The sequence below is a fragment of the Pseudomonas sp. 273 genome, from assembly GCF_029201425.1.
In the GTDB taxonomy this organism is placed as follows: domain Bacteria; phylum Pseudomonadota; class Gammaproteobacteria; order Pseudomonadales; family Pseudomonadaceae; genus Pseudomonas; species Pseudomonas delhiensis.
The window spans coordinates 2906424-2933178 of sequence record NZ_CP116775.1; the positions used below are offsets into that span (position 1 = coordinate 2906424).

Consider the following 26755-nt stretch of genomic DNA (forward strand, 5'->3'; position numbering starts at 1 on the left):
TGCAGAACAATCGGCTGTAGATGATTCTGGCCCAGCATCCTGGAGTGGAAAGCCCGGGGTTCACCGTGCACTCTCCCGGAGAGGGTGGACAGATATGAACCGTCCCTGTTTTTGCGACACGCATTGTCCGTTCCTGGCCGAAAGCTACCGCTCACCTGCTAGAGGCTTTGCATCACTCGGCATCGGGGGAACCCCGAGCAACCCCAGAACTGCTGTCCCGCTTTCGGGCCAGATTTCACCGTGCGAATCACCAGCGCGCCACCACATTTCGGGCATTGCCGCTCGGCGCTCGGGTCGCTGCGGCGTTTGAGGTTCTGCACATGCTCTCGGTGAGTTGTGAACGAGGGGGCGCGGCGGCCGGTCTGCAGAGCTTTCAGCATGGCGTCGACGTCGGCCTCGTTGAATACCGGCTGCTGGAATGACTTGATGTACCTAATGAAGCCGATGCCCTGGGTCACGCAGGCCGGTACCTCGGTCTTGAAGGTGCTGCCGCCGACAAAGGCGATAACCGAGTGCAGGTATTCGGGACTAATACCCAGGGAGGCTTCCAGGGCCTTGAGGTGTTTGTAGTTCTGCCGCAGCGGGTTCTGGAATCTGTAGGTGCGCTTGTAGATCTTCTGCGTCCACTGCGCCTGCTTTTCGCTGCCGAAGATCCAGCCGCTCATGTTCTTCGTTTCCAGCACGAAGATGCCGTAGGGCGAGAGGAACACGTGATCGATCTGCGTGGTGCCGTCGGGCGTGTTCAGCGTGACGTTATGCAGGCGACGGTAGATCGACTTGTCCAGTTGCCAGTGGGCAAAGAGCCGCACCAGCAGTTCGCCAATATGCCCTTTGGCCCAAGGTGACTTGAGCAGGCCGATCAGCAGCATCAGCGGGATAAACCAGCCCAGCGTGCCCCAGACCTGAGCCATGATGGGGGTGAAGTCCATTTCCTGACCTTCGACAATCCTGAGTTGGCCGGATATTACCTAAGGCCGGCGCAAAGGGGCGAAAGTAAATGGCACCGCTTTTGTAGGCGCTCGATGTCCTCTCCTGGCCGGAAGCAGACATTCAAGGCAGAAAACCACCCCTCAGTGAAACGTCGGGAAACGCTCTTTCACCAATGCCTGAGCCTGATACGCCAACTGGTCGAGCAGGCGGTCGCGTTTGTTCTCGGCGTCGCTCATGGCCTTCTTGCCGCGTTGCTGCAGCAGGTAGGCGTGGATCTGCCGCACTTCCCTGGATTGGTAGATCGGGGCCAGGTCCTGTACCGCCACCATGCCGTCCGAGCGGTGGTCGCGGGTGTTCAGCAGCACCTGCGGCCCCTGCGCCGCCAGTACCTGGAAGCCCAGCGACTCGAAGACCGGCACCTTGCCCGCTACGCAGGCTAGTTCGGCGTGGGGCCGGTGCTCGACCATCTGCCGCAACATGGCCCGGGCAATGCCGCGGCGGCGGTGGCTGGCCTTGACGGCCAGGTAGGCCAGCGTGCAGGCCTCGGCGTCATCCAGGCTCGGCAGGTACAGGGCAAAACCCAGCACCTGGGAGGGATCGTCGTCGTCCAGGGCCAGGATCAGCCGCGCGGGGCTCTCCGGGGTGCCGTTCATGGCCTGCAGGTACAGGTGTACCTCGTAGCCGATCACGTACTGGTACAGCTGATAGAGCGGATTGCTGGGCGTCAGCGGCACCGGGCTGATGTCGCTGAAGTAGTCCACCACCATCTGCAGAACCTGGCTCTTCAGGGATTCGGGTGGCGATGTGTCGAGGTTTGCAAGGGTGAACATCTGAAGCTGGCTCCGGGCATGCCCGATCGGGAAATCGGCGTTGGCGCCATTGTAACGCCCGCGGGCAGCCGGCGTTCTCGCCGTATCTGCGTGGGCGCTCAACGAAGGGGAGGGCGGATCGATTGTTGCCGTTGGTTTTCGGCTCAAGTCAGTCGGTGGGATCCGGCAGACACCGGCCAGGAGCGGACACGCCCTTTCTTTGCGCTGCCTTCAGTGATCTACCTCAACACTGGCCCAGCCCGGATCCTGCAAAGTGCTTTTTCACTCTCCTGGAGAATCCTCATGTTTCCCGAATTCCGCGAAAAGATTTCCCGCCTCAAGACCGAGGATCCGCATTTTGCAAAGCTCTTCCATAGCCACAACGATCTCGACCAGGAGATCAAGAACATGGAAGCTGGCATCACTCCCGCAACCCACGACACCATCGAGTCGCTGAAGAAGCAGAAGCTGCAGCTCAAGGACGAACTCTACGAAATTCTGCGCAAGAAAGATGGCTGCCAATGTGGACATGGCTGCGGCGGTTGATTAGCCCTGGGGCATAGATCTCGGCCTTCGATGCAACGGCAGAAATGCCGTGCACACATGTAACGCCCGCGGGTATCCGGCGTTCTCGCCGTACCTGCGTGGGCGCTCAACGAAGGGGAGGGCGAATCGATTGTTGGCGTTGGTTTTCGACCCGCAGCGGACGTTCAGGCCTGGCAGCAGAGCCCTTCAAAGCGAAGCATCGCCTGCCGTGCATCGTCGAGAACTTCATCGAAGATGGCTTCCACCGGCTGTACGGCATCGGCAAATACCACTGATGGGCCATAGTCGAGCATGCCAAGGCTACTGTCGCCGGTCAGGTATGCCTGGGTGGTCAGCGCCCCCATGACATGCGGGCGGTAGCGTTCGAAGTCGCTGGTCCCTGTCGCATCAAGGGCTGCAACTGCTTTTGCGCTTTCGTTGTTCAGCACCCTGTGATGCTGCCGCAGCCCGGTCTTTACAACGACGCTATCGGTACCATCGCTTTCAACCAGCAGCTCCTTGTATCGGCGGTGAATCCACAGTTCCTCGGAGACCAGCATCCTCGAACCCATCAGGACGGCGTCCGCCCCATCATGAGCGTGGCAGCCAACTGGCGGCCGGTTCCCATTCCTCCGCCAATCACCAGCGGAATGGATATCTCCTTTGAGGCATGGGGCGCCTGGACCATGCTGCTGATGCCATAAGTACCCGGATGGCCTCCACAGTCATTGCCGACGACGATCACTGCATCCACGCCAAGCCGTTCAGCCGATCGCGCGTAACGGACCGCGGGAACCTTGTGCAGCACCTTGATACCCGCATCCCGCAGGGCTGGAAGAATACCTTCGGGACTTGCGCCAGAAGTCTCGACGCAGAGGACATCCTCTTCCGCGAGAATCTTCACTTGCTCCTGCAGGCGATCAGCCGACTTGGCTTGCCCTGAAATGTAGAGGTTCACGCCGAACCGCTTTCCGCAAGTCAGCTGGCGGCACTTCCGAAGCTGCTCACGAAATTCTTCCGGATCAGGGAAGCCGGCGGCAACGATAAATCCCATTCCGCCGGCGTTGACTACAGCCGCGACATAGGTCGCGTCGGAGAGACCAGGCCCCATGCCTCCGCAAAGGATGGGATGGCGAATGCCGAGCATTTCAGTGATACGGGTCTTGAACAATGGGCTTCGCATGGGAGCACTCCAGTTCATTCACGACACGGGGCGGGCAAGCCGAGCCGGGCAAAGGAAATCGACCCCACAGGGTGGTGCCGCGCAGAGCCGGAAGGTTGCGATCTTATAACTGAACAATTGTTCAGCAGTAAAGTGCCCTGCGACGCCAATCGCCCCAAAAAGGATGCGCAAGATACTCCTCGCACATCCTCCATGGCCTGGACCCAGCCCGTCAGGTACCCGTCTTGATCCTGGTCCACATGCGGGTACGCACGCGCTCGAGCCGCAGGGGCAGGGTTTCCAGCGGGTACAGGGTGCTCATGACTTCCTTGGACGGGTACAGCGCCGGGTTGTCGCGCAATTGGGCGTCGATCAGGGCGGTGGCGTCCTTGTTGCCGTTGGGGTAGCCCACGTAGTTGGAGTTCCTGGCGGTGATCTCCGGGCGCAGGATGTAGTCCATGAAGGCGTAGCCCTGTTGCGGGTGAGGCGCGTCCTTCAGCAGCACCATGTTGTTCACCCACACCGGCGCGCCCTGGCGGGGGATGCTGTAGGCGATCCTGATGCCGTTGTGGGCGCGCTCGGCGGTCTGCTTGGCGCCGTAGACCGAACCGCCCCAGCCGACCACGGCGCAGATGTTGCCGTTGGCCAGGTCGGAGGGGAATTTCGAGGAGTCGAAGTAGCGGACATAGGGGCGGATGTCGCGCAGCAGCGCCTCGGCCTTCTTGTAGTCGTCGGGGTTCTTGCTGTTGGGCGGCAGCCCCAGGTAGTGCAGGGCGATGGGGATGATCTCCACCGGCGCGTCGAGCATGGCCACGCCGCACTCGCTCAGCTTGCTGATGTTTTCCTTCTTGAAGATCAGGTCCCAGGAGTCCACCGGGGCATCGGGCCCCAGCCGTTGCGCGACCTTGTCCAGGTTGTAGCCGATGCCGGTGGTGCCCCACATGTACGGTACCGCGTAACGGTTGCCCGGATCGTTCACCTGCAGCTTGCGCAGCACTTCGGCGTCCAGGTGCGGCCAGTTGCCCAGTTGCGAGCGGTCCAGCTCCTGCAGCACGCCGGCCTTGGCGAAGTTGGGGATCAGGTCGTCCGGGATGATGACCACGTCGTAGCCGCTGCGGCCGGCCATCAGCTTGCTTTCCATCACCTCGGCATCGTCGAAGACGTCCTGGACCAGCGTGGTGCCGGTGGCGGCCTGGAACTCCTTGGCGGTTTCCGGGGCGAGGAAGTCGGACCAGTTGTACAGGTGCACGGTCGGCGGCTCGGCATGGGCATTGCCCAGCGCGAGCAGGGAGGCCAGGCCGAGCGAGAAAAGACGCAGGTGTTTCATGGGGGCTCCTGGCCGGCCTGTCCCAGGGGAGACGGCCGGCGGTGTGCTTTTGTTGGCAGGTAGCGAAAGGTGCTGGTGAGGTCAGGGAATCAGCAGTTCATGACGCCCATCGGCGTGCTCGATGCGTTCCCCGGGCAGGCGGAAGCGCTTTTCCGCGTGGTAGTCGTAGAGTCCGCGGGCGCTGGCGACCTGGCTGAAGTCCAGCTCGACGAAGTGCCGGCACTCGCGGTTGCCGGCCTCGAACAGGGTATGGCCGAAGGGGTCGACCACCGCGCTGCAGCCGGCGAAGGTGATGGCGTCCTCGCCTTCGCCCACGCGGTTCACCACCACGGCGAACACCTGGTTCTCCTGGGCGCGGGCGGCGATCGAGGTGCGGTGCACGTGGCCGAAGGGCTCCATGTTGCCGTCGCTGACCAGGATCAGCTCGGCGCCCAGCTCGGCCAGGGCGCGGGCGCTTTCGGGGAACTCGCTGTCGTAGCAGATCAGCAGGCCGATGCGCACGCCGCGCCATTGCAGCGTGGCGAAGCGGTCGCCAGGCAGCACCAGGCCCGGCTCGGAGACCCACAGATGGGTCTTGCGGTAGCTCAGCAGCAGGCCCTCGGGGGCGACGAATACCGTGGTGTTGTAGAACTTGCCGCCGTCGTTCTCGATCAACCCGACGACCACTGCCACGCCGCGCTCCCGTGCGGCACGCTGTACCGCCTGCAGGCTCGGGCCATCCAGCGGTTCGGCGTTGCCGGCGATGTTCTGCGCGTTGAGGAAGCCGGTGATCTGCGCCTCGGGGAACACCACGATGTCCGTGTCCGGCGAGCAGCCGGCGATGGCCTGCAGGATGCGGTGGAGGTTGTACGGGGTGTCGCCGTCGCGGGCGGCTTGTTGCACGAGTTCAAGCTTCATTGTTCGGACCTTGTTGATGAACCGGGGCCACAGTGGGAAAGTCGGGGACTTTTCCGAGGGGCCGCTGCAAGTATGCGAATCGCCACCGAATTTCCTATTCCGCCGATTGATTAACCCCGGGGTACCCGCATGAACCTGACACTCCTGGACGTGGGCTGGCACCGGGCCTTCGGGCAACTGGCCGAACGCCTCGACCAGCCCGATTTCTGGCGCGCCATGGCCCAGGTGCTGGGCGACCACATGGCGCTGGGCAGCTGGGTAGCGCTGCTGTTCAGCGACGACCGCCCGCGGATATTCGCCGAAAGCCCCTACGAGGGCGGCGGTCCCGACCCGCTGTTCCACGACTACGTGCAGGGCCTGTACCTGCTCGACCCCTTCTACGTGGCCAACCGCGAGAAGCCGGCAAGCGGCCTGTTCCGCCTCTGCGAGGTGGCCCCGGAATGCTTCCGCGACACGGAATACTACCGGCTGTACTTCACCCACAACGTGGTCGAGGACGAGGTGCAGTACAACGTTGCCCTCGATGGGGAGCGCAGCCTGTGTCTGTCGCTGGGCAGCCGCTCGCGCTTCGAACCGCAGCAGGTCGCGCTGCTCGAGCTGATACGCCCCTGGGTCTGCGCGCTGATGCGCCAGCGCCTGTTCTTCGAGGCCGGCGTCAACGAGCCGCCCTCACGGCCAAGCGAACGCTGGCAGGGCAACCTGGAGCAGATGATGGCGCGCCTGGGCACGCCCCTGACCGCCCGGGAACTGGACGTCATCCGGCTCGTCCTCAGCGGCTGCTCCAACAAGGAGGCGGCGGCGAAGCTCGACATTTCCGCCGAGACCGTGAAGGTCCACCGGCGGCATGTCTACGCCAAGCTCAAGATCAAGTCGCAGTCGGACCTCTTCAAGATCTTCCATAACGCGCAGAGCACTCGCTAGCCCGGGCCGATAGCGGAGGGGCACAACGGCGGCCATCGGCTGTACTTGCCTGGGCCGCCAGGCGTTCGAGAGGCGATGGATAGATTGCGGGGCAATCCCATTTTCCGTAATGGACGCCATGAGCTCCGGTCGACGACGCCGAGCCTCGACAACCGGTTCGACAAGGGCTGCCACCAAACCGTCGGCACTTCCGCCAACGGCAACCTCCACGGTGAACCGCGCAAGCCGGTGCTGGCCGTGCATGGCAAGTTCCGAGGAGGGCAGTTGCCTGGGTGGGGTGGGCCGGCGCCAAGGCTCGTCTCCGAGCCTCAGCGGACATTCCTTCGAAGCTTCGATTTCTTCATGGCGGATTGCTGGGTCGTTAAAAGCGGAAGTCGAGCGTCATGCCCAGCGCGAGCTTAGAGCTGTGCCTCCAGCGCCGCACGGTGTCGCGGGTGGGCGATTTCCAGCATGCATGCCACTCTTTCCCGAATAGTCTTGCCACGTAAGTCGGCGACGCCGAATTCGGTGACGATCAACCCGGCGTCACTGCGCGGGATGGTGGCGGGGCCGTTGAGTCGGGCGACGATGCGGCTGCCGCTGCCTGCGGTGGAGGGCAGGGCGATGATGGGCAGGCCGCCTTTGGCGCGAGCAGCGCCGCGCAGGAAGTCCAAGGCGCCGCCCACGGCGCCGACGTAGCTGCCGGCGGCGACTTCCGAGTTGATCTGGCCGGTGAGGTCGACCTCCACGGCGGAGTTGATCGCCACGAAGCGGTCCAGGCTGGCGAGCACGTCCGCGTCGTGGGTATAGGCGGTAGAGCGCAACTGGATGGCCGGGTTGTCGTGGGCGTAGTCGTGGATCACCCGGCTGCCCAGTAGCACCCCGCCTACGCTGACATGCCGGTCGCGGCTCTTGCAGGCGTTGGTGATCACGCCGGCCTGCATCAGTTGCGCGACGCTGTCGCCCAGGCTGCCCGAATGCACACCCAGGTCGCGATGGGCGCGCAGGGCGCCGAGCACCGCGTCGGGGATGGCGCCGATGCCGATCTGCAAGGTGGCGCCGTCGTCGATCAGCTCGGCTATGTGCGCGGCGATACGGGTGTCCGCTTCGCGGATGCGCGCCGGGGGATTTTCCAGTGGGGGCCGGTCGGTGTGCAGGATGGCGTCGAGGTCTGCCTCGCCCAGTGTGCGTTCGCCGAAGGTGCGTGGCGCCTACATGTACGACTTCCGCCACATCACCAGGGGAACAGGCGCGAGCGAGGGCGTGGAAGCCGGTGGGGAACTGCACATGCTGACAGTTGGCTTCGGCTACAGGTTCTAGCGATCCGCTTCGTTTCATGGACATCGGTGGATCGCACCGATGAACAGGAAGACCGCCGGCAGGAGGCCGGCGGGGCGACGCAACCCACCAGGTTCGACGCTGGAAACCATGCCAGGCCGGCATGTCATCGCCCGGTGCCACGACCGCCGGGCGATGCTCTTCGCCTTCATCGGGGCCCTACCACAAGCGGGGCTTTTCTCATGCCATCCGAGCAACGCATATCGCCCCTGGCGCGGTACGGAGCCTGGCTGGCCACGCCACATCATGGCAGGCTGGTTCCCTTCATGCCGCAACCAGGGAGTGGCCCCATGAGCTTCGATTGGCACAGCCAGCCGATCACCCGGCAGACCCCGGTCGACCCGGGCTACCGCAACACCCAGAACGTCCGCCGCTTCCTGCGCGAGCAGTGCGGCGAGGGCTTCCGTTTCGACCGTGCCTTCATGGCCTGGATACGCAGCGGCGCCCCGGCGACCATGGGCGAGGTGGTGGACGAATGGCTGCGGCGGCGCGGCCCGTAAAAGGCTGCCGCAGGAGAGCTGCCCGGCGATAACCGACCTGGTCTGCCGCAGTACCCGGCTCAGTCCAGCCAGCTGTGCCAGGCCAGGCGCACCGCGCCGTCGCGCAGCGGCAGTACGGTGAGGTTGTCCGTGCCGCGCAGTTCCGTCAGCACCCGTTCCCAGGCCTTGGCGTCGTCGCCGGGGACGCGCTGCAGGGTCAGGCCGGGGCGCTGGCGGGCGTCATGGGCGGCGATCTGGGCATTAACACGGGCAGCGAGTTGCTGGTAGGTGTCGGCGTGCATGGTGTCCCCCTGGTGTCTGGGAAGTGGCTGACGGGTACTGTGGAAAATACTGTATGCACATACAGTATTCCTGTAAAGCCTCTCCTGCGACGAAGGGATGGCCGGCATGGGCGGCGTCTACATCGCTGGTGCGGTGCCGGGGATGGCGAAATGCACCAGGGTGGTGACGTGGCTATCGGAAGCGGGAACAGCCAGCCGCTCTGGATCGAAGGCGCTCCCGGGTTGCATTCTTCCCTCTGACGGCCTAAAAGCGTGTCCCTTCAGCATGCCGCCGCTCCCGAGCGGCGGCCAGGTTCGGACGAAAAGAGGAAGCCAGCGCCATGACAGCGGTCAGCACCCGCGAACACTGGATCGATACCCCGCACGGCCGGCTCTTCGCCCGGCGCTGGACGCCGGTGGGGGCCGCCGCGGCGCCCATCGTGCTGTTCCACGATTCCCTGGGCTGTGTGGCGCTGTGGCGGGAGTTCCCCGGGCAACTGGCCCGGGCCAGCGGGCGCGAGGTGATCGCCTATGACCGCCTGGGCTTCGGCCAGTCCGATGCCCATCCGGCGCTGCTGTCGCGGGGGTTCGTCGAGGACGAGGCGCAGCAGGGCTTCGCCGCGCTGCGTGAGCGACTGGGCCTGGAGCGTTTCGTCGCCTTCGGCCACAGCGTCGGTGGCGGCATGGCGGTGGGCTGCGCGGCGGCCTTCGGCCCGGCCTGCGAGGCGCTGGTGCTGGAGTCGGCCCAGGCCTTCGTCGAGGATCGCACCCTGGAAGGTATCCGCGCCGCCGAGCGTGACTTCGCCCGGCCGGGCGAACTGGATCGCCTGGCGAAATACCACGGCGACAAGGCCCACTGGGTGCTGCGGGCCTGGGTGGATACCTGGCTGTCGCCGGCCTTCGCCGACTGGAACCTGGATGCCCAGCTGGCGCGCCTGCAATGCCCGCTGCTGTGCCTGCACGGCGAGCAGGACGAGTTCGGCTCGGCCCGCCACCCCGAGCGCTTCGTCGCCCACGCCGCCGGGCCAGCCAGCATGAAGCTGCTGGCGGACTGCGGCCACGTTCCGCATCGGCAGAAGGCCGACGAGGTGTTGGCGCAGGTGTGCGCCTTCCTGGGTTGAGGAACCTGCCTACCGCCGCCCCAGAGCCTTCGCGAGCCCCCGCCGTTGCGTTACAGGCCGCGCCAGCCGCGGGCTGCGGCGAAATCAATGGGAATGATCGGGGCATGGGGCGGTCTACAGACCCTGTGTAGCCGGCCGGCGCCGCGAATCGTCGCGGCACGCCAGGTGCCGGCGAGTGAGGTCGATATGCGCTGGACAGTCAGGGTAGCGTGCATCGTCGCCTTGCTGTTCGGCGCCCCGGCATTCGCCGGGCTGGCCGCTCAGAAGGCTGCGGTGGCGGAGAACAAGGCCGAGGTGCTCGAGGAACAGGCGGCCGAGCAGGGGGCGACCGGGACGGCCGCCCAGGTCAAGCCCATCACCCGCAGTGAGGCCCGCGCCGTGGACCCGGCCGGGGAAGCGCCGCTGGACGACGCCATCACCTGCCTGGCCCGCTCCGTCTACTGGGAGGCCAAGGGCGCCTCGCGCGGGGACATGGAAGCGGTGGCCAACGTGGTGATGAACCGGGTGGCCAGCAAGGACTTCCCGGACACCGTCTGCGCCGTGGTCAAGCAGGGCTCGGAGAAGAAGAGCTGCCAGTTCTCCTGGTGGTGCGACGGGCGTCCCGACCAGGTGGTGGAGGAAAAACGCTACGACCTGGCCCGCGACATCGCCCGCCAGGCGCTCAACCGCCAACTGCGCGACCGTACCGATGGCGCGCTGTACTTCCACGACCGCCATGTCAGGCCGTCCTGGGCAAGAGCCTACCTGAGGACGGCGCGCACCGAGCACTTCCTGTTCTACAAACCGCGCCTGGACGGCGAGCCGATAGCCCGCAGCGGGGCAGGGCGGCGGCCGTGAACGGGAGCGGCGGTGATGCCGGGGAGCGGAGTTTGTCTGCGATAGCCGGAGGTATCGGCGCGATTCGCGGATAAGATCCGCTCCGCCGCCATTCCCATGTAGGAGCGCGCCCTGCGCGCGAATCGCGGGCAGGGCCCGCTCCTACAGGGAGGCACGGTGCAAGGGGCCAAACCGTAGGAGCGGATCTTATCCGCGATCCGGCCGGCAGGCCGGCGTGTATCGCTGACCGCGGATCAGGGTACGAGCGAGCACGGCCTCTCGTAGGCGCGAGCAAGCTCGCGCCTACGAAGAGCAGCCTGCAAGACATTTGCTCCTGGCGTTACATGGAGTACTTGACGCTGAACATCAGGTTGCGCGGCTCGCCGTAGTTCAGGTTGCCGAAGCTGATACCGCTGTAATAGTACTTGTCGAAGATGTTGTTGAAGTTGACGCGGGTGTCGATGTTCTCGCTGACCCTGTAGCCGAGCATGGCGTCGACCACGGTGTAGCCGCCCTGCTGGAAGCCGGTCTCGTTGTCCTCGGTCTTGCTCTGGGTGGTCAGGTTGCCGCCCACGCGCCACTTGTGCAGGTCGCCCGGCAGGTTGTAGGTGGTGGCCAGCTTGAACAGGTGGCGCGGCTTGCTCGGGTCGAAGGGCTTGCCGACGTTGGATTCATCGGCGTCGTGCTTGTACTTGGCGTCGACGTAGGTGTAGCCCGCCATCGCCTGCCAGTTGTCGGTCAGCGCGCCGCTCAGCTCCATGTCCACGCCCTGGCTGCGCACCTTGCCGGAAGCGCGCTGGCAGTAGTCGAAGGAGCTGGGGTTGGCCGGGCACGGGTTGGGGCTGCTGGTGTCGTCGGTGGCGCGGTTTTCCTGGTCCACCTGGAACAGCGCGATCTGCGAGTTCAGCGCACCGCCGAAGTGCTCGCCCTTCAGGCCGATCTCGTAGTTCTTGCCGGTGATGGGGGTGAGCACGTTGCCGCTGGCGTCCAGCGTGTCCTGCGGTTTGAAGATGTCGGTGTAGCTGGCGTAGACCGAGTAGGTTTCGTTGAGGTCGTAGATCACCCCGGCGTAGCGGGTGACCTTGCGGGTGACCTTGAACACGTCGGTGTCGCCGTGGGCGTCGGCCTCGTACCAGTCCAGGCGGCCGCCGAGGATCACCTTCAGCGGGTCGGCGATGTTCAGGCGGGTGGTGACGTAGGTGCCTTTCTGCTCCTGGTCGAGCTTCATGCCCCACAGGTTCATGTCGATGTTCGGCTTGAGGGTCGAGGTCGGGTCCCACTGGGTCGGGTCCATCGCGCCCAGGGGCGTGCCGTCCTTCTTGAACAGGTCGCCCCAGCCGCCGTGGCCGTCGAAGCGTTCCTGGCGGTAGCTGGCGCCCACTACCAGCTCGTGCTCGCGGCCCAGCAACTGGAAGGGGCCGTTGGCGAAGGCGTCGTAGCTTTCGTGGTCGTCGGTGTAGTCGTACTTGCCGGCGCCCTGGGCCATGGTCGGGCAGTCGTAGGTGTAGTAGCAGCTGTTGTACAGGCCGAGCATGTTGATGCGCGCCCACAGCTTGTCGGCCGCCAGCTTCATCTGCCAGCCGTTGTCGAAGCGGTGTGTCAGGTCGCTGAACAGGTGGGTGGTCTTGGTATCCCAGTAGGACCAGTCGGCGCCGTAGTAGTCGGAGCGCTTCAGGTCCAGGTGGCGGCCGCCCAGCGGGGCGGGCAGGCCCACCCAGTTGTCGTTGCGGTTGTCGTCCTGGTAGGAGGCGCCGATGGCCAGGGTGGTGTCCGGGCTCAGGTCGGCCTCGGTGATGCCGTAGAGCACGCCGCGCTCGCTGCTGACGTAATCCTGGAAGCTGTCCTTGGTCTGGTAGGCCATCACGGCGCGGCCGCGGAGGGTCCCTTCGCTGTTCAGCGGGCCGGAGACGTCGGCCTCGCTGCGGTAGCGGTCCCAGGTGCCGGCGCTGCCTTCCAGGCTCATGTGGAAGTCCTGGGTCGGGCGCTTGCGCACCATGTTGATGGCCGCCGCCGGGTTGCCGGCGCCCTGCATCAGGCCGGTGGCGCCGCGCACCACTTCGACGCGGTCGAACATCGCAAGGTCCGCCGCGGAGATCACGTCCTGGGTGTAGGTGGAGATGCTGGTGGGCAGGCCGTCGTACATGATGTTGTCGACGTCGAAGCCGCGCGAGGCATAGCTCACCCGCGCCGGGCCGTACTGCTGCACGGTCAGGCCGGTGACGCCCTTCACCGCGTCGTTGAGGTCGTTCATGCCCTGGTCGTCCATGCGCTGGCGCGTCACCACGCTGACCGACTGCGGCGTCTCGCGGATCGACATGGGGATCTTGGTCGAGGTGCGCATGGCCTTGGTGGTGTAGGAACCACTGCCTTCGGTGGTGGCGGCCGCGGCGGCGTCCTGGGTGCCGAGCACCTCGGTGGCGCCGAGGTCCACGCGGTCATCCTTGGCCGCGGCCTGGATAGCCAGGGGGAGGGTGGAGAGGCCTAGCAGCAGGGCGCTGGATACTACTTGTCTCATTTTGCAGGGTCCTGGTCGGATGAAAGCCGCATGAGGCCGTGGCAGGGGCCGGCTGCGATTCTTGTTTACGTAGGAAATCGGAGAGGGATTTCTCCGTCGGCAAAATGGTATGTAAGGGTAAATATGTTGTAAATAAAAATAATTAGCATTTACAAATAATCACCGAGCAGTTCCTGAGAGGGGCGTTTCCGGCGACGGATAATCGCGGACGGAGTCCGCTCCTACGCCACCGGCTGGCAGCGCTCTTCGTGGGATGGGCTGAGCCTTGGCGAAACCCATGCGGCCATGGCGATGGGAGGAGTCCTGTAGGAGCAACTGTCTTGGAACCGAGGTACTTTTCGTTTCGTAGGATCGAGGGGGACGCCTGGTTATTGCTCGCGAACCTTGGCCACGTACCTCTCTGCCAATCGTCATTCCCGCGAACGCGGGACGCGGCTCCATCGCGAACAGCGCTTGCGCTGGCCCGAAGGGGTATAACCCAGAGACTTTTGGGTTTGGGCTCGGTGTAGCGCGCCGCACCGAGTGCGTTGATGTCTCTTGTTTCGCCCCCTCGGGCGAGTCCCTTTTGTCAAACGCCACAAAAGGAACCAAAAAGGCTTGCCCCGACATACGGGCCCGATGAAGCCGGGCTACCCTCACGAATTCCCCCGCCACGGAGGCCCGCCCCGAGGGTACGTCCCTGTAGCCCATCGGGGCTCTCGCGACATCCATGTCGCATGACCTCCTGAGCGCCGGTTTCGCTCGGCCTTCTGAAGGGGCGTTCTGGTGCGCGCGGAGGTTTCTCTGGAAGTCCCAAAGCAAAAGCCGCTTTTGCTCTTCGTAGGATCGAGGGGGGACGCCTAGTTCTTGCTCGCGAACCCTGGCCCCCGCGTTCGCGATCGTTCGTAGGGCGGATAACGCCTACGGCGTTATCCGCCATGATTGCGGACAAAGTCCGCTCCTACAGATCACTGTGAGGCACGGTATCTCCCGCATCCGTAGGAGCGGACTCCGTCCGCGATTGGCCCCGGCCGCGCGAATCGTCGGGCATTGGTGTTCCGGATGGCGGCGGATAACCGCGAACGGTTATTCGCCCTACGCGCGATCCTGGTAGGCGTGTCAGAGGCGTGATGTTCCCTGCGACCGGGCTTTCATTTCCTGCTGAAGGGGAACGTCGTAGGAGCTTGGCGTGGGGCAGGGCGGCTGCTCAGAGCAAGGTCGCGCGTGGCCTGGCGAACTCGAAGCGATACTCGGTGCGGAACTTGATGGGCGTGTCTTTCAGCGGGGCCGATACGGCGGACACATGGGCTCTCAGCGCGGCGCGCCTGACTGCCTCGGCGAGTTGATCGTCTGGGCTCTGCACGATATCGACGGCGGTGGGGCCCCCGGTAGCGCCGGAAGTGCGCAAAGCGTGGCCAGGGCGAGCGTCTTTTTGCCGTTCATCGTCCGTTCGTCATCCTTGTTTCGATGCCGTCCCGTATCAGGCAGAGCCGACGTCTGCGCGCCGGCCCTGCCCGTGCCCCGTCAGCCTTGCGCCAGCGGCGGGGTGCGCGGCGGGATCATGCGGCGCTTGCCGGTCGACTCGAAGGCCGCGGCGTAGCGCAGCAGGGCCGAGTCGTCGTAGGCGCGGCCGGCGAAGGTCAGGCCCACCGGCATGCCGATGTCCGCCATCACGCCCATGGGCACCGTCACCGTGGGCACGCCCAGGTGGCGGATGGCGAGGTTGCCGTTGGCCACCCACACGCCGTTGCTCCAGGCGATGTCGGCGGATGCCGGGTTGACGTCGGCGTCCGCCGGGCCCACGTCGGCCACGGTGGGGAAGAGCACGGCGTCGAGGCCGTGCTGGTCCATCCAGTCTTCCAGGTCGAGCTTGCGCGTCTTCTCCAGGCCGCGCAGGCCATCGGGCAGGCTGGCGATCTGGTCCCAGGGCCTGATGCCGCGCTGGGCCATGCGCACGTACTCGTCCATGCCGGCGGCGAGGTCGCCCTCGCGGTTGGGCAGGGTGCCGGGGTCGTGGGGGAAGATCAGCTCGCCCTGCACGTCGGCCAGGCGGTTCAGCCTGGGATCGCCGTTGGCCTGCAGGAAGTCGTCGAAGGCCCAGCCGCTGAGCTCCCAGAGCTCGTCGTGGAGGAACTGCTCGGACACCAGGCCGCGGTTGAACACGGTCGGCGCGCCGGGGCGGTCGCCCTCGCAGTTGGAGACCAGCGGGAAGTCCACCTCGACCACTTCGGCGCCGGCTGCCTCCAGGGCCTTGCGGGCTTGTTCCCAGAGGGCGATCACCGAGGGCCGGGTATCGATGCGTTGCCCGGTGGGGCCGCCGATGCCGGGGTGCTCGCTGGTGCCGGCCGCGTCATCCTTGTTGATGAACATGCGTGGCACGCCGAGGCGCTTGCCGGCCAGGGCGTCGGCCTGGGCGGCCAGTTCCAGGTAGGACGCAGGGCGTACCGAGGCGACGCCAGGGATCGGCACCCAGGGCTGCAGGCGCCACAGGTCGCCGCGTTTGTCGGCATCCTCTGCCACCACCACGTCCAGCACTTCCAGCAGGTCGGCCATGGTCCGGGCGTAGGGCACCACCACGTCCATGGTCGGCGTCAGCGGCCAGTTGCCACGCACCGAGATCACCCCGCGCGACGGGGTGTAGGCGCACAGGCCGTTGTTCGAGGCTGGGCCGCGGCCGCTGGACCAGGTCTCCTCGGCCAGGCCGAAGGCGGAGAAGCTGGCCGCGGTGGCCGTGCCCGCGCCGTTGGACGAACCGGAGGCGAAGGGCGCGGTGAGGTAGGCGGCGTTGTAGGGGCTTTCGGCGCGGCCGTAGACGCCGCGCTGCATGCCACCGTTGGCCATGGGCGGCATGTTGGTCTTGCCCAGGCAGATGGCGCCGGCGGCGCGCAGGCGCTCGATGGTGAAGGCGTCGCGGTAGGCCACCAGGTCCTTGAAGGCGGGGCTGCCGGAGGCCGCGGTCAGGCCTTTCACCAGGTAGCTGTCCTTGGCGGTGTAGGGGATGCCGTCCAGCGGGCCCAGTGTCTCGCCACGGGCGCGGCGGGCGTCGGATGCTTCGGCCTCCGCCAGCGCATCGGGGTTGCGTACCACGACCGCGTTCAGGGCGGTGAGGGTGTCGGCGCCGTCGTAGGCGTCGATCCGCGCGAGATAGGCCTCGACCAGCTCGACCGCGGTGGTGCGGCCGGATTCGAGCGCGTCGCGCAGCTCGGCAATGGAAACCTCGGTTACCTCGATCATGCTGTCACCGCCGCTTGCAGGTGGGTGGTCGCGAAATCGGCTTTCATACTGTCCTCGTTCACTTCTTGTTCGCTGCCCCGGCGTCCGGGGTGGGCCGCCGGGCACCGGGCCGGGGGCAGTTGAGCAGTGTATCAGTTCGCCCGGGAGGCGGCTGGGGCCGGCGGCGGCCGTCATCCACTCGTGTCCCCGCGCCCACCTGCAGTACCCTGGCCACCCGCTTTGTGAACGAGAACACCGCGATGCCCGAAGACGACCGCAACCCGTTGCTGATCGATGGCCCGGCCGGAAAGATCCAGCTGCTGATCGACGCCCCCACAGGCCCGGCCCGTGGCGTGGCGATGATCAGCCACCCGCAACCGCTGCTCGGCGGCAGCCCGCGGCACCTGGTGCCGCTGACCTTGGCGCGGCGCCTGAGCAAGGCCGGCTGGCTGGCGGTGCGGCCGAGCTTCCGCGGGGTGGACGGCACCGAGGGCGAATACGCCGAGGGCGTCGGCGAGGCGCAGGACAGCCAGGCGGTGGCCGCTTACCTGCGCGAACGCGACCCGGACCTGCCGCTGGCGCTGGTGGGCTTTTCCTTCGGCGCCTACGTGTTCGCCCGCGCCGCCCGCGACCTGGCGCAGCCACCCGCGGCCACGGTACTGATGGGGTTGCCGGTGGGCACGGTGCCCGGCGGCCGCCACTACGAGCCCATGGCGCTGCCGGCGGACTGCCTGCTGCTGCACGGCGAGGCCGACGAGATGGCGCCGCTGGCCAACCTGCTGGACTGGGCGCGCCCGGAACAGCGCGCGGTGAGTCTGTTCGCCGGCGCCAACCACTTCTTCAAGGGCTGCCTGGACCGCGCGGCGGACCAGGTGCTGGCCCACCTGCGCGGTGTGGAGCGGCCGCTGGGCTGAGGTCGGTAGCCGGCCGCCGTTCACTGGGTCGGTGACACCCGTATACCCCGAGGCGAGCCGGAGCCATTGCGCCTTTGCACGGATATGCAGATATGAGGATGGGGGAACTTGTTGCCGTAGCGCTGTCTACAGAAGCGATTCCCCCGCCTCGCCGGCATCGGGCGATGCTTCAGCGGTGGGGTGGGGGAATCAGCCCTGCGGCCCTGTTTCCCGCTGGCCCCGGCGCCTGTCGGTGGAGCTGCGGTAGACGCGCAGCAGTTCCAGTGCCAGGGCTGCCAGGCAGATGAATGCGATGATCTTGATATCCATATCCAATGTTCCTTGGAAAAGCCGATAGAGATGTGGCGGCCGCCCGGAGTCCCTCTTGGCGGTGCCGCCGGGCATGCTGCCGCGACGCCGGCGATCAGGCAAGGGGCAGGCGACCAGCTGTGCTGCAACGCCAGTGCTCTATATAGAGTGGGCGTCTGAACCGGCTTGGCCTCTGTCGAGAAACATCGTTTTGAAAGAGGGTGTTGACAGCTGTTCGGATGTCTATATAATTCGCCGCCCGTCAACTGGTAAAGCCCATTGGGTTTTACATAAGACGCTGAATTTAAAGAAAATATTTTTTAAATTAGGTGTTGACGGAAAGAGAGGTTGCTGTAGAATGCGCGGCCTCGGTTGAGACGAAAGAATCAACCACTGCTCTTTAACAAGTTGAATCAAGCAATTCGTGTGGGTGCTTGTGAGCTAAGACTGGTGATCGCAAGATTATCAGCATCACAAGTAACACTCGTGAATTCGAGAGTTTTTTGCGATTGCTGAGCCAAGTTTAGGGTTTTCTCAAAACCCGATCAGTATTGAACTGAAGAGTTTGATCATGGCTCAGATTGAACGCTGGCGGCAGGCCTAACACATGCAAGTCGAGCGGATGAAGGGAGCTTGCTTCCGGATTCAGCGGCGGACGGGTGAGTAATGCCTAGGAATCTGCCTGGTAGTGGGGGACAACGTTCCGAAAGGGACGCTAATACCGCATACGTCCTACGGGAGAAAGTGGGGGATCTTCGGACCTCACGCTATCAGATGAGCCTAGGTCGGATTAGCTAGTAGGTGGGGTAATGGCTCACCTAGGCGACGATCCGTAACTGGTCTGAGAGGATGATCAGTCACACTGGAACTGAGACACGGTCCAGACTCCTACGGGAGGCAGCAGTGGGGAATATTGGACAATGGGCGAAAGCCTGATCCAGCCATGCCGCGTGTGTGAAGAAGGTCTTCGGATTGTAAAGCACTTTAAGTTGGGAGGAAGGGCTGCAAGTTAATACCTTGTAGTTTTGACGTTACCAACAGAATAAGCACCGGCTAACTTCGTGCCAGCAGCCGCGGTAATACGAAGGGTGCAAGCGTTAATCGGAATTACTGGGCGTAAAGCGCGCGTAGGTGGTTTGGTAAGATGGATGTGAAATCCCCGGGCTCAACCTGGGAACTGCATCCATAACTGCCTGACTAGAGTACGGTAGAGGGTGGTGGAATTTCCTGTGTAGCGGTGAAATGCGTAGATATAGGAAGGAACACCAGTGGCGAAGGCGACCACCTGGACTGATACTGACACTGAGGTGCGAAAGCGTGGGGAGCAAACAGGATTAGATACCCTGGTAGTCCACGCCGTAAACGATGTCGACTAGCCGTTGGGATCCTTGAGATCTTAGTGGCGCAGCTAACGCGATAAGTCGACCGCCTGGGGAGTACGGCCGCAAGGTTAAAACTCAAATGAATTGACGGGGGCCCGCACAAGCGGTGGAGCATGTGGTTTAATTCGAAGCAACGCGAAGAACCTTACCTGGCCTTGACATGTCCGGAATCCTGCAGAGATGCGGGAGTGCCTTCGGGAATCGGAACACAGGTGCTGCATGGCTGTCGTCAGCTCGTGTCGTGAGATGTTGGGTTAAGTCCCGTAACGAGCGCAACCCTTGTCCTTAGTTACCAGCGGGTTATGCCGGGCACTCTAAGGAGACTGCCGGTGACAAACCGGAGGAAGGTGGGGATGACGTCAAGTCATCATGGCCCTTACGGCCAGGGCTACACACGTGCTACAATGGTCGGTACAGAGGGTTGCCAAGCCGCGAGGTGGAGCTAATCCCACAAAACCGATCGTAGTCCGGATCGCAGTCTGCAACTCGACTGCGTGAAGTCGGAATCGCTAGTAATCGTGAATCAGAATGTCACGGTGAATACGTTCCCGGGCCTTGTACACACCGCCCGTCACACCATGGGAGTGGGTTGCTCCAGAAGTAGCTAGTCTAACCTTCGGGGGACGGTTACCACGGAGTGATTCATGACTGGGGTGAAGTCGTAACAAGGTAGCCGTAGGGGAACCTGCGGCTGGATCACCTCCTTAATCGAAGATCCCGGCTTTCTCATAAGCTCCCACACGAATTGCTTGATTCACTGGTAAGCGACGGTTAGGCAACCCTATATGGGTCTGTAGCTCAGTCGGTTAGAGCGCACCCCTGATAAGGGTGAGGTCGGCAGTTCGAATCTGCCCAGACCCACCAATCGTTGGAAAAGAGGGGGCCATAGCTCAGCTGGGAGAGCGCCTGCTTTGCACGCAGGAGGTCAGGAGTTCGATCCTCCTTGGCTCCACCATCTATCGAATCGTCGAAAGCTCAGACATGAATGTTCAAGGTGTTGAACGAACATTGATGTCTGGTCTTTGTACCAGAACCGTTCTTTAAAAATTTGGGTATGTGATAGAAGTAGACTGAATGATCTCTTTCACTGGGGATTGTTCAAGTCAAGGTAAAATTTGCGAGTTCAAGCGCGAATTTTCGGCGAATGTCGTCTTCACGTTCGAGACGTATGACCAGATTGCTTGGGGTTATATGGTCAAGTGAAGAAGCGCATACGGTGGATGCCTTGGCAGTCAGAGGCGATGAAAGACGTGGTAGCCTGCGATAAGCTTCGGGGAGTCGGCAAACAGACTTTGATCCGGAGATCTCTGAATGGGGGAACCCAGCCAGCATAAGCTGGTTATCACACACTGAATCCATAGGTGTGTGAGGCGAACCAGGGGAACTGAAACATCTAAGTACCCTGAGGAACAGAAATCAACCGAGATTCCCTTAGTAGTGGCGAGCGAACGGGGACTAGCCCTTAAGCTTCTTGGAATCTAACAGAACGCTCTGGAAAGTGCGGCCATAGTGGGTGATAGCCCCGTATGTGAAAGGTTCCAGGAAGTGAAATCGAGTAGGACGGCGCACGTGAAACGTTGTCTGAACATGGGGGGACCATCCTCCAAGGCTAAATACTACTGACTGACCGATAGTGAACCAGTACCGTGAGGGAAAGGCGAAAAGAACCCCGGAGAGGGGAGTGAAATAGAACCTGAAACCGTATGCGTACAAGCAGTGGGAGCCCACGTTGTTGGGTGACTGCGTACCTTTTGTATAATGGGTCAGCGACTTATATTCAGTGGCGAGCTTAACCGAATAGGGGAGGCGTAGCGAAAGCGAGTCTTAATAGGGCGTTTAGTCGCTGGGTATAGACCCGAAACCGGGCGATCTATCCATGAGCAGGTTGAAGGTTAGGTAACACTGACTGGAGGACCGAACCCACTTCCGTTGAAAAGGCAGGGGATGACTTGTGGATCGGAGTGAAAGGCTAATCAAGCTCGGAGATAGCTGGTTCTCCTCGAAAGCTATTTAGGTAGCGCCTCACGTATCACTCCAGGGGGTAGAGCACTGTTTCGGCTAGGGGGTCATCCCGACTTACCAAACCGATGCAAACTCCGAATACCTGGAAGTGTCAGCGTGGGAGACACACGGCGGGTGCTAACGTCCGTCGTGAAAAGGGAAACAACCCAGACCGTCAGCTAAGGTCCCAAAGTTATGGTTAAGTGGTAAACGATGTGGGAAGGCTTAGACAGCTAGGAGGTTGGCTTAGAAGCAGCCACCCTTTAAAGAAAGCGTAATAGCTCACTAGTCGAGTCGGCCTGCGCGGAAGATGTAACGGGGCTCAAACCATACACCGAAGCTACGGGTGCATCGCAAGATGCGCGGTAGAGGAGCGTTCTGTAAGCCTGTGAAGGTGAGTTGAGAAGCTTGCTGGAGGTATCAGAAGTGCGAATGCTGACATGAGTAACGACAATGGGAGTGAAAAACTCCCACGCCGAAAGACCAAGGGTTCCTGCGCAACGTTAATCGACGCAGGGTTAGTCGGTCCCTAAGGCGAGGCTGAAGAGCGTAGTCGATGGGAAACAGGTTAATATTCCTGTACTTCTAGTTACTGCGATGGAGGGACGGAGAAGGCTAGGCCAGCTTGGCGTTGGTTGTCCAAGTTTAAGGTGGTAGGCCGAACACTTAGGCAAATCCGGGTGTTCAAGGCCGAGAGCTGATGACGAGCTTTCTTTTAGAGAGCGAAGTGGTTGATGCCATGCTTCCAGGAAAAGCTTCTAAGCTTCAGGTAACTAGGAACCGTACCCCAAACCGACACAGGTGGTCGGGTAGAGAATACCAAGGCGCTTGAGAGAACTCGGGTGAAGGAACTAGGCAAAATGGCACCGTAACTTCGGGAGAAGGTGCGCCGGTGAGGGTGAAGTATTTACTGCGTAAGCCCACGCCGGTCGAAGATACCAGGCCGCTGCGACTGTTTATTAAAAACACAGCACTCTGCAAACACGAAAGTGGACGTATAGGGTGTGACGCCTGCCCGGTGCCGGAAGGTTAATTGATGGGGTTAGCGAAAGCGAAGCTCTTGATCGAAGCCCCGGTAAACGGCGGCCGTAACTATAACGGTCCTAAGGTAGCGAAATTCCTTGTCGGGTAAGTTCCGACCTGCACGAATGGCGTAACGATGGCGGCGCTGTCTCCACCCGAGACTCAGTGAAATTGAAATCGCTGTGAAGATGCAGTGTATCCGCGGCTAGACGGAAAGACCCCGTGAACCTTTACTGTAGCTTTGCACTGGACTTTGAGCCTGCTTGTGTAGGATAGGTGGGAGGCTTTGAAGCGTGGACGCCAGTTCGCGTGGAGCCAACCTTGAAATACCACCCTGGCATGCTTGAGGTTCTAACTCTGATCCGTTATCCGGATCGAGGACAGTGTATGGTGGGCAGTTTGACTGGGGCGGTCTCCTCCTAAAGAGTAACGGAGGAGTACGAAGGTGCGCTCAGACCGGTCGGAAATCGGTCGTAGAGTATAAAGGCAAAAGCGCGCTTGACTGCGAGACAGACACGTCGAGCAGGTACGAAAGTAGGTCTTAGTGATCCGGTGGTTCTGTATGGAAGGGCCATCGCTCAACGGATAAAAGGTACTCCGGGGATAACAGGCTGATACCGCCCAAGAGTTCATATCGACGGCGGTGTTTGGCACCTCGATGTCGGCTCATCACATCCTGGGGCTGAAGCCGGTCCCAAGGGTATGGCTGTTCGCCATTTAAAGTGGTACGCGAGCTGGGTTTAGAACGTCGTGAGACAGTTCGGTCCCTATCTGCCGTGGACGTTTGAGATTTGAGAGGGGCTGCTCCTAGTACGAGAGGACCGGAGTGGACGAACCTCTGGTGTTCCGGTTGTCACGCCAGTGGCACTGCCGGGTAGCTATGTTCGGAATAGATAACCGCTGAAAGCATCTAAGCGGGAAACTAGCCTCAAGATGAGATCTCACTGGGGACTCGATCCCCCTGAAGGGCCGTCGAAGACTACGACGTTGATAGGTCGGGTGTGTAAGCGCTGTGAGGCGTTGAGCTAACCGATACTAATTGCCCGTGAGGCTTGACCATATAACACCCAAACAATTTGTGTGTTGATTGGTGAAGTCGACGAACCGAAAGTTCGTGAGAACCGCAAAGACCTGTCACATACCCGAATCGGGATGAGCGTGAGCGCAAGCCACGGGCATCCGAAAGAATTGCTTGACGACCATAGAGCGTTGGAACCACCTGATCCCATCCCGAACTCAGTAGTGAAACGACGCATCGCCGATGGTAGTGTGGGGTTTCCCCATGTGAGAGTAGGTCATCGTCAAGCACCTATCCCAAAACCCCTGATCAGCCTGGCTGGTCGGGGGTTTTGCTTTGGCGCGGGGAAAACCAATCGCGGACAAGGTCCGCTCCTACGCCATGCCCCCTCCGGCTCCCCCTGTAGGAGCGCGCCCTGCGCGCGAATCGCGGGCAGGGCCCGCTCCTACAGGTTGCCGGAAGGCGTGGCATTTCCCTGTAGGACTCCATCCGCGATCCGGCCGGCAGGCCGACGATGCCGTTGGGCCTCCGGCGGATAACCGCGATGGCAATCCCCAGGAAATCGGAACTTCGCCTCGCTGCACAGCGCCTATAGTCAGAAACAACAGGTAACAAACTCCCAGCCACCGCACGGCTTCACCGGGAGTCCACCGTCTGCAGGACGCGCTCTCGAGGATGGGGAGGCCCGTTCGTGGAGTCGGGTGCCAGGGCCAGGAGGGCCGGCGCCGATCTGGAGAAAGGTAGCCGCCATGAGCAAGAAACCCTTCTACAAGAGCCTCTACGTGCAGGTACTGATCGCCATCGCCATCGGTGTTGCCCTGGGCCACTTCTATCCGCACACGGCGGTGCTGATGAAACCCCTGGGCGATGGCTTCGTCAAACTGATCAAGATGGCCATCGCCCCCATCATCTTCTGCACCGTGGTCACCGGCATCGCCGGCATGCAGAGCATGAAGGCGGTGGGCAAGACCGGCGGCATGGCGCTGCTGTACTTCGAGGTGGTCTCCACCGTCGCGCTGATCATCGGCCTGGCGGTGGTCAACATCGTCCAGCCGGGCGTCGGCATGCACGTCGACCCGGCCAGCCTGGACGCCAGCAAGGTCGCCACCTACGCCTCGGCCGGCGAGAAGCAGAGCACCATCGAGTTCCTGCTCAACATCATCCCCAACACCGTGGTCGGCGCCTTCGCCAACGGTGACATCCTCCAGGTGCTGTTCTTCTCCGTACTGTTCGGCTACGCGCTGCACCGCATGGGCAGCCTGGGCCAGCCGATATTCCTGTTCATCGAGCGTTTCACCCAGGTGATGTTCAACATCATCAACGTGATCATGCGCGTAGCCCCTATCGGCGCCTTCGGTGCCATGGCCTTCACCATCGGCGCCTACGGCGTGGGTTCGCTGGTGCAACTGGGCGAGCTGATGGCCTGCTTCTATCTCACCTGCATCCTCTTCGTGCTCCTCGTGCTGGGCAGCATCGCGCGCTTCCATGGCTTCAACATCCTGCGTTTCATCAACTACATCCGCGAGGAACTGCTGATCGTGCTCGGCACCTCTTCCTCGGAGTCGGCGCTGCCGCGGATGATCGCCAAGATGGAGAAACTGGGCTGCGACAAGACCGTGGTCGGCCTGGTGATTCCCACCGGCTATTCCTTCAACCTCGACGGCACTTCCATCTACCTGACCATGGCCGCGGTGTTCATCGCCCAGGCCACCGACACGCAGATGGACATCATCCACCAGGTGACCCTGCTGGCGGTGCTGCTGATCGCCTCCAAGGGAGCCGCCGGCGTCACCGGCTCGGGCTTCATCGTCCTGGCCGCCACCCTGTCCGCTGTGGGCCACCTACCGGTCGCCGGCCTGGCGCTGATCCTCGGCATCGACCGCTTCATGTCCGAGGCTCGCGCGCTGACCAACCTGGTGGGCAACGGCGTGGCCACCGTTGTGGTAGCCAAGTGGTGCAAGGAACTGGACGAGGAAACCCTGCATCGCGAACTGGCCGCCGGACCCTCGGCGCTGGAAGCATCGATGGATCATTGAAAGCTTCACGCGCTACCCTCTACGGCGCCCCTGCACGGGGCGCTGTCGTTTCCTGAAGCCCGTCATGCAGGCAGTGGAGAAAGCCATGACCGAACGCAAGTCGAACTACCCGCTGTACACCCACTATTCCGGCCCGGCGCTGCTGGAGATGCCGCTGCTGAACAAGGGCAGCGCCTTCACCCCGCAGGAACGCATCGATTTCAACCTCAGCGGCCTGCTGCCGCAGACCGTGGAGACCATCGAGGAACAGGCCGAGCGCGTCTACCAGCAGTACCTGCAATGCGCCTCCGACCTCGACCGGCACGTCTACCTGCGTTCCATCCAGGACAACAACGAGACGCTGTTCTTCCGCCTGCTCGAAGGCCACCTGGAGGAAATGCTGCCGATCATCTACACCCCCACGGTGGGCCAGGCCTGCCAGGACTTCTCGAAGATCTACCGCACCCACCGCGGCCTGTTCGTCTCCTGGCCGGACCGCGAGCGCATCGACGACGTGCTGCGCAGCGCCACCAAGGACAAGGTGAAGATCATCGTGGTCACCGACAGCGAGCGCATCCTCGGCCTGGGCGACCAAGGCATCGGCGGCATGGGCATTCCCATCGGCAAGCTGTCGCTGTACACCGCCTGCGGTGGCATCAGCCCGGCCTACACGCTGCCCATCGTGCTGGACGTGGGCACCAACAACCAGGCGCTGCTGGACGACCCGCTGTACATGGGCTGGCGCCACCCGCGCATCAGCGGCAAGGACTACGACGACTTCGTCGAGCTGTTCATCCGCGCCGTGCAGCGCCGCTGGCCGGGCGTGCTGCTGCAGTTCGAGGACTTCGCCCAGACCAACGCCATGCCGCTGCTGGAGCGCTACCGCGACCAGCTGTGCTGCTTCAACGACGACATCCAGGGCACCGCCTCGGTGGCGGTGGGCACGTTGCTGGCGGCGTGCAAGGTCAAGCAGCAGAAGCTCAGCGAGCAGGTGATCACCTTCGTCGGCGCCGGTTCCGCCGGCTGCGGCATCGCCGAGCACATCATCGCCGCCATGCAACTGGAGGGGCTGAGCGAGGCGCAGGCGCGCCAGCGCATCTTCATGGTCGACCGCCATGGCCTGCTGGTGGAGGGCATGGACGGCCTGCTGGAGTTCCAGCGCAAGCTGGCGCAGAAGGCCGGCGACGTGGCCGACTGGCAGCGCGGCGAGGACGGCATCGGCCTGCTGGAGGTGGTGAGCCGGGCGAAACCGACGGTGCTGATCGGGGTTTCCGGGCAGCGCGGGCTGTTCAGCGAGGCGGTGGTCCGCGAGATGTACAAGCACTGCCCGCTGCCGCTGGTGATGCCGCTGTCCAACCCGACCTCGCGGGTCGAGGCGACCCCGGCGGAAATCCTCCAGTGGACCGAGGGCCGCGCGCTGGTCGCCACCGGCAGCCCGTTCCAGCCGGTGGAGCACGGCGGGCGCAGCATCCACATCGCCCAGTGCAACAACTCCTACATCTTCCCCGGCATCGGCCTGGGGGTGATCGCCGCCGGCGCCCGGCGCGTCACCGAGGCGATGCTGATGGCCGCCTCCAACGCCCTGGCCGAATGTTCGCCGGTGGTGACCGGGGAGGGCGACGCGGTGCTGCCGCCGCTGCGTGACATCCAGCAGGTCAGCCGGCGCATCGCCTTCGCCGTGGCCAAGCAGGCCCAGGCCGAGGGCGTGGCGCTGGAAACCCCGGACGCCATGCTCCACGCTGCCATCGAGCGCAACTTCTGGGCACCGCGCTACCGGGAGTATCGTCGCCGCTCGCTGTAAGCGGGCCACGCATGGCCCGGT

Annotated in this window: 18 protein-coding genes, 2 tRNA genes and 3 rRNA genes; 13 read left to right on the forward strand and 10 right to left on the reverse strand. The window is 63.1% G+C overall.

Features of this window, described 5'->3' with window-relative positions:
* Window positions 1-158: 158 nt before the first annotated feature.
* Together PKO50_RS13715 and PKO50_RS13720 are read right to left on the reverse strand one after the other, a co-directional pair.
* Window positions 159-929: an NERD domain-containing protein gene (locus PKO50_RS13715; RefSeq protein WP_275630022.1), complete on the reverse strand. Its 771-nt coding sequence runs from the start codon at window positions 927-929 to the stop codon at window positions 159-161.
* Between the two features lie 141 nt (window positions 930-1070).
* A complete protein-coding gene (locus tag PKO50_RS13720) occupies window positions 1071-1760 on the reverse strand; it encodes a GNAT family N-acetyltransferase (RefSeq protein ID WP_275630023.1) in 690 nt (229 codons plus the stop codon).
* 282 nt (window positions 1761-2042) lie between these two features.
* On the opposite strand from PKO50_RS13720, the gene PKO50_RS34110 reads away from it, so the two are divergent.
* Window positions 2043-2285: a YdcH family protein gene (locus PKO50_RS34110; protein WP_058488385.1), complete on the forward strand. Its 243-nt coding sequence runs from the start codon at window positions 2043-2045 to the stop codon at window positions 2283-2285.
* A 164-nt stretch (window positions 2286-2449) separates the two neighbouring features.
* Here the strand turns inward: PKO50_RS34110 and PKO50_RS13730 are convergent, their stop codons facing one another.
* The 4 genes from PKO50_RS13730 to PKO50_RS13745 all read right to left on the reverse strand — a co-directional run bounded on the left by PKO50_RS13730 (window position 2450) and on the right by PKO50_RS13745 (window position 5650).
* A complete protein-coding gene (locus PKO50_RS13730) occupies window positions 2450-2824 on the reverse strand; it encodes a hypothetical protein (RefSeq protein WP_275630025.1) in 375 nt (124 codons plus the stop codon).
* Window positions 2825-2835: 11 nt separating this feature from the next.
* Window positions 2836-3447, reverse strand: a complete 612-nt coding sequence (locus PKO50_RS13735) for a nitronate monooxygenase (RefSeq protein WP_275630026.1) — start codon at window positions 3445-3447, stop codon at window positions 2836-2838.
* A 211-nt stretch (window positions 3448-3658) separates the two neighbouring features.
* A complete protein-coding gene (locus PKO50_RS13740; RefSeq protein WP_275630027.1) occupies window positions 3659-4753 on the reverse strand; it encodes a polyamine ABC transporter substrate-binding protein in 1095 nt (364 codons plus the stop codon).
* Between the two features lie 81 nt (window positions 4754-4834).
* Window positions 4835-5650: a carbon-nitrogen hydrolase family protein gene (locus tag PKO50_RS13745; protein WP_109933070.1), complete on the reverse strand. Its 816-nt coding sequence runs from the start codon at window positions 5648-5650 to the stop codon at window positions 4835-4837.
* 129 nt (window positions 5651-5779) lie between these two features.
* On the opposite strand from PKO50_RS13745, the gene PKO50_RS13750 reads away from it, so the two are divergent.
* Window positions 5780-6571, forward strand: coding sequence for a helix-turn-helix transcriptional regulator (locus tag PKO50_RS13750; protein WP_023436190.1), 792 nt, complete (start codon window positions 5780-5782; stop codon window positions 6569-6571).
* Between the two features lie 398 nt (window positions 6572-6969).
* Here the strand turns inward: PKO50_RS13750 and PKO50_RS13755 are convergent, their stop codons facing one another.
* Complete coding sequence (locus tag PKO50_RS13755; protein WP_275630028.1) at window positions 6970-7602, reverse strand: acetyl-CoA hydrolase/transferase C-terminal domain-containing protein; 633 nt, start codon at window positions 7600-7602, stop codon at window positions 6970-6972.
* 576 nt (window positions 7603-8178) lie between these two features.
* Here PKO50_RS13755 and PKO50_RS13760 point away from each other — a divergent pair.
* Window positions 8179-8388 carry a DUF6434 domain-containing protein gene (locus tag PKO50_RS13760; RefSeq protein WP_109934609.1) on the forward strand — a complete coding sequence of 70 codons (210 nt, stop codon included), beginning with the start codon at window positions 8179-8181 and terminating at the stop codon, window positions 8386-8388.
* Between the two features lie 59 nt (window positions 8389-8447).
* On the opposite strand, the gene PKO50_RS13765 is transcribed toward PKO50_RS13760, so the two are convergent.
* Window positions 8448-8669 carry a DUF1654 domain-containing protein gene (locus PKO50_RS13765; RefSeq protein ID WP_089391266.1) on the reverse strand — a complete coding sequence of 74 codons (222 nt, stop codon included), beginning with the start codon at window positions 8667-8669 and terminating at the stop codon, window positions 8448-8450.
* Between the two features lie 320 nt (window positions 8670-8989).
* Here PKO50_RS13765 and PKO50_RS13770 point away from each other — a divergent pair, with 320 nt between their 5' ends.
* Together PKO50_RS13770 and PKO50_RS13775 are read left to right on the forward strand one after the other, a co-directional pair.
* Window positions 8990-9769 carry an alpha/beta hydrolase gene (locus PKO50_RS13770; protein ID WP_275630029.1) on the forward strand — a complete coding sequence of 260 codons (780 nt, stop codon included), beginning with the start codon at window positions 8990-8992 and terminating at the stop codon, window positions 9767-9769.
* A 186-nt stretch (window positions 9770-9955) separates the two neighbouring features.
* On the forward strand, window positions 9956-10606 hold the full coding sequence (locus PKO50_RS13775) for a cell wall hydrolase (protein ID WP_275630030.1): 651 nt from the start codon (window positions 9956-9958) through the stop codon (window positions 10604-10606).
* A gap of 319 nt (window positions 10607-10925) precedes the next feature.
* Here the strand turns inward: PKO50_RS13775 and PKO50_RS13780 are convergent, their stop codons facing one another.
* The gene (locus tag PKO50_RS13780; protein WP_346770507.1) at window positions 10926-13100 is read right to left on the reverse strand and encodes a TonB-dependent siderophore receptor; all 2175 of its coding nucleotides are present in this window, start codon (window positions 13098-13100) and stop codon (window positions 10926-10928) included.
* Window positions 13101-14603: 1503 nt separating this feature from the next.
* Complete coding sequence (locus tag PKO50_RS13785) at window positions 14604-16313, reverse strand: amidase (RefSeq protein WP_275630031.1); 1710 nt, start codon at window positions 16311-16313, stop codon at window positions 14604-14606.
* A 239-nt stretch (window positions 16314-16552) separates the two neighbouring features.
* Here PKO50_RS13785 and PKO50_RS13790 point away from each other — a divergent pair, with 239 nt between their 5' ends.
* The 8 genes from PKO50_RS13790 (at window position 16553) to PKO50_RS13825 (ending at window position 26734) form a co-directional block, all read left to right on the forward strand.
* Entirely contained in the window at window positions 16553-17206 is a 654-nt protein-coding gene (locus tag PKO50_RS13790) for an alpha/beta hydrolase (protein ID WP_275630032.1), read from the forward strand.
* Window positions 17207-18047: 841 nt separating this feature from the next.
* Window positions 18048-19583 (forward strand): 16S ribosomal RNA (locus PKO50_RS13795).
* 80 nt (window positions 19584-19663) lie between these two features.
* Window positions 19664-19740: transfer RNA gene (locus tag PKO50_RS13800), tRNA-Ile, on the forward strand.
* Window positions 19741-19755: 15 nt separating this feature from the next.
* Window positions 19756-19831 (forward strand) — tRNA-Ala (locus PKO50_RS13805).
* Between the two features lie 238 nt (window positions 19832-20069).
* A 23S ribosomal RNA gene (locus tag PKO50_RS13810) occupies window positions 20070-22960 on the forward strand.
* Window positions 22961-23091: 131 nt separating this feature from the next.
* Window positions 23092-23207 (forward strand): 5S ribosomal RNA (gene rrf, locus PKO50_RS13815).
* The 16S, 23S and 5S rRNA genes sit together here with 2 tRNA genes alongside, the layout of an rRNA operon.
* 460 nt (window positions 23208-23667) lie before the next feature.
* On the forward strand, window positions 23668-24954 hold the full coding sequence (locus tag PKO50_RS13820; protein WP_275630033.1) for a dicarboxylate/amino acid:cation symporter: 1287 nt from the start codon (window positions 23668-23670) through the stop codon (window positions 24952-24954).
* Window positions 24955-25039: 85 nt separating this feature from the next.
* Window positions 25040-26734, forward strand: a complete 1695-nt coding sequence (locus PKO50_RS13825; protein WP_275630034.1) for an NAD-dependent malic enzyme — start codon at window positions 25040-25042, stop codon at window positions 26732-26734.
* The last annotated feature ends 21 nt before the right edge of the window (window positions 26735-26755 follow it).